This is a genomic window from Planctopirus hydrillae (assembly GCF_001707835.1).
Classification (GTDB): domain Bacteria; phylum Planctomycetota; class Planctomycetia; order Planctomycetales; family Planctomycetaceae; genus Planctopirus; species Planctopirus hydrillae.
In genome coordinates this window covers 1-3,027 of sequence record NZ_LYDR01000044.1, presented here as the reverse complement: position 1 = coordinate 3,027, position 3,027 = coordinate 1, and the positions used below count along the sequence as shown (strand labels likewise).

Sequence of the window (3,027 nt, the reverse complement as noted above, 5' to 3'; positions counted from 1 at the left end):
CTACCCGAGACTCGATCTTCTTGAGAACACGAAACTTACGTCACGTCATCAGACTTGTAAAATCGTGGACGGCGTTGCGTGCCATGCTTGCAGCTCTGAGCAAGCATGCTCCTTTGATTTGTCGCTCGAAAACTCAAATGCAAGACCGGCATGCTCACTCCGAGCCGTGAGCATGGCACAAAGATTTGCATGGCCTGGATCCTTGTCTGTTCCTTCTTTGCTAGCGGCGCATGAGGAGTTAGGCTGCATGAGATCTCCATAATCCCACGGAAACATCTGGCACGTTTCCTTCCTTTGTATGCGGCAGTCGCTTGGTTTGGCTACAATATCGCCATGTGATGAATCTCCCGCAGGAAGACAAACATGGCCGAGCAGAAGCTGATTCTCATTATCGACGACGACCGCGAAATCGCATCGACTTTGCAGGCCGTCCTGCAGCATGCCGGTCACCGGGTGACGTTGGCTCCCAATGGTATGGAAGGCCAGAGGCTCATCGAATCGCTCTCACCAGATCTGGTGATTACTGACATGATGATGCCTCGTATGGGAGGCTTTCCAGTGCTGGAGTTCATCCGCACGCTCGCGAAAAAGCCCCGCGTCATCATGATCACTGCCAACGAAGGAGGCCGGCACAAGGCGTATGCCGAGATGCTGGGCGTCGATGATTACCTGCGAAAACCCTTCCCAATGGAAGCACTGGTCGAATCCGTGAATCGCATCTTCTCGCCCCCGGCCGATGCAGGGACTGGTGAAGATGCCACCCCAAAGAAAACCACCCGACGAAAAACTTCGTAATACGGAGCCAAGGAAGACATTGTTGTGGAAATACCCCCTCACAACAATGCCATGAGCAAGTCTCAATGGCTGAACTTTTAGGCGAGTAAAAGATCATTCCGGCTGCAGTTGAAAATCCTGTGTGGAAGATGCTGCCGAGATCGTGACTTTGAGCTCACTCTTCGTGTTGTAGCGGGCGGGGATGTAATCTTCCTTCATGAGGACTTTTTTCCCGTCGACGAGCTCTTCCCCATATCGGCCCGGGATCTCACGCTGCCCGAAAATTTCCACAATCTTCTCACCTGGCGAAACCTGGAGAGAGTACGAGCCATACTCGATTCGGCCAGCGGCTGATGACCCTTTTCCATCGGCAGGATGAAATGCGATCTGCCCTTCGATCACAGGTTGATCGTTGACAGTCACAGTTCCCTTCACCTCACTCTTGATGGGTGAAGGCGTGCAACCTGCCATCCCCCCTCCAACCGTCAAAGCGAGGCAAAGCACAAGAACTGAAGCATATCGAAATGAAAATGACGCGGGCATGACGAAGAGTTTCCGTACGGAAGGTAACTCGAAATGGGAAGGGTCAGCGAATGTGCCATCGACCTGTGTGGATTGCAGACAAATCGCCTGATCATTTCATCCAGGAACTTTGAGAGCCGAATATGACTTGATACGTCAATTCGATGTGTTGGCCATGATTCCGAGCTATTTAGAATTCGCCAATCGTCTCTCCGGTCGCGCGGGTTCCCAATCCCTGGAAGGCGCCGCGATCGATGTTTTCCGAAATGAAGCGGACGGCTCCATCTGCCATGAGGATATGCACACCACCGGTATGCATGCTGCGGGCGTAGTTTTCGGCATTGCCGCTGCCAGTATTCGAAACACACGGTGCCCGCGTGTTCGTTGTCGATTTGCAGCGATACGTGCGATCGACCACGGGAGTATTGGGAGTGTTGGCAGTCGAAAAGCCATACGAACCCCAGTTTGCACCGCCCCAGTACCAGCCGGCATCACCCCACCCTTCAGCCGTCGCATTGGATCGAATCAGAACTTCACCAGCAAGAATGGTATTGGAAGTCCCATCCGTAATGTCGCGGAATTTGCAGCTTGAAAAATGCCAGAAAATGCCGTTAAGGCCGGGAACGGTGTCCGCGACAGGATTCCCAACCGGGACACTGTTGTTACCGGCGCAGACCACATAGTTGCCATGAAAACCGATCTGTCCGCCGATCCCCGTAAATGAACCTGCGAAAGGATCCGAGGGGCACATCAGTCCGGGAATCTTGACTTGCTTCACCGCATTGGAAATATCCTGAACATTCGCCGGCGTCTGTGCCATATACGTGTTGTAAAGAGGGGCTTGATCGAACTCGGGAAGAATCTGCTGCATCCAGCAATCGCGGTTGAGACGCACACCACCTCTCACACCGTAGGGAAACATACCGGCTCGGTCGTGGTAGTTATGGAGCGCCAGACCTAACTGCTTCAGATTGTTGCGGCACTGTGTCCGACGGGCGGCTTCCCGGGCCTGCTGGACTGCGGGCAGAAGGAGTGCAATCAAGATGGCAATAATCGCAATCACCACCAGCAATTCAATCAAAGTAAATCCACGCCGACGCATGAGTCATCTCCACGAAAAACGAAAAGTAAAATATGGACAATACTTGATACAGCAAGTTTTATACCCCTGGGATGTAGAGAATATTGAATTGATCCCAAGCACGAATCGTCGCGAAGTGCTCCTCAGTGATTGATGGAATGCACTGATCACCCCATGGAACTGCTGAAGCTGGTTGCAGTTTCTCTCGATGCAAGGCAATCCGCTGCACGGAAAATTGGCAGTCATTTGCAGAGAAGCATGGCCCATGAGACTGCTGACACTTGATAAGTACTTCTACTAGCGATAGAAGTCCTCATGCCACGGCGGGGTGCAAAGATCAACGCTTTGTACAATAAACGAGCCTCGCGGCAACCAGCTTCATCACGTTCGCGGCGTCTATATTCGACGGATTCTCAATACTTCTCGTGGGCTGCCACATCGAAACAGAGCCGGGTCATGGAACTCCTCGAAAACCCTCGCCCGCGTCTGCGTGGGAGAGGGTGGCACGGAGTGCCGGGTGAGGGTCTGGCCGATCGATATCCAACGGTCATCAAGGTATCCGCAGGGGCGCCAATTGACTCTCAGTGAGCGAAGATGAAGAGCGTCCTGCGATAAAGCTGATGATGGATTATTCGCCAAATACGTTTTAG

At 52.8% G+C, this 3,027-nt stretch carries 3 protein-coding genes; 1 reads left to right on the top strand and 2 read right to left on the bottom strand.

Annotation, left to right across the window (positions count from 1 at the left end):
* Nucleotides 1-363: 363 nt before the first annotated feature.
* The gene (locus A6X21_RS06105) at nt 364-795 is read left to right on the top strand and encodes a response regulator transcription factor (protein ID WP_068846732.1); all 432 of its coding nucleotides are present in this window, start codon (nt 364-366) and stop codon (nt 793-795) included.
* Between the two features lie 93 nt (nt 796-888).
* On the opposite strand, the gene A6X21_RS06100 is transcribed toward A6X21_RS06105, so the two are convergent.
* Together A6X21_RS06100 and A6X21_RS06095 are read right to left on the bottom strand one after the other, a co-directional pair.
* Nucleotides 889-1,317 (bottom strand): hypothetical protein, encoded by a 429-nt coding sequence (locus A6X21_RS06100; RefSeq protein WP_068846731.1) that lies wholly within the window; start codon nt 1,315-1,317, stop codon nt 889-891.
* A gap of 169 nt (nt 1,318-1,486) precedes the next feature.
* On the bottom strand, nt 1,487-2,398 hold the full coding sequence (locus tag A6X21_RS06095; protein ID WP_068846730.1) for a DUF1559 domain-containing protein: 912 nt from the start codon (nt 2,396-2,398) through the stop codon (nt 1,487-1,489).
* Nucleotides 2,399-3,027 lie beyond the last annotated feature (629 nt).

Bases quoted from the DNA above. Each gene is read 5' to 3' on its own strand.
- A6X21_RS06105 (WP_068846732.1), top strand. From the start codon at position 364: ATGGCCGAGCAGAAGCTGATTCTCATTATCGACGACGACCGCGAAATC.
- A6X21_RS06100 (WP_068846731.1), bottom strand. From the start codon at position 1,317: ATGCCCGCGTCATTTTCATTTCGATATGCTTCAGTTCTTGTGCTTTGC.
- A6X21_RS06095 (WP_068846730.1), bottom strand. From the start codon at position 2,398: ATGCGTCGGCGTGGATTTACTTTGATTGAATTGCTGGTGGTGATTGCG.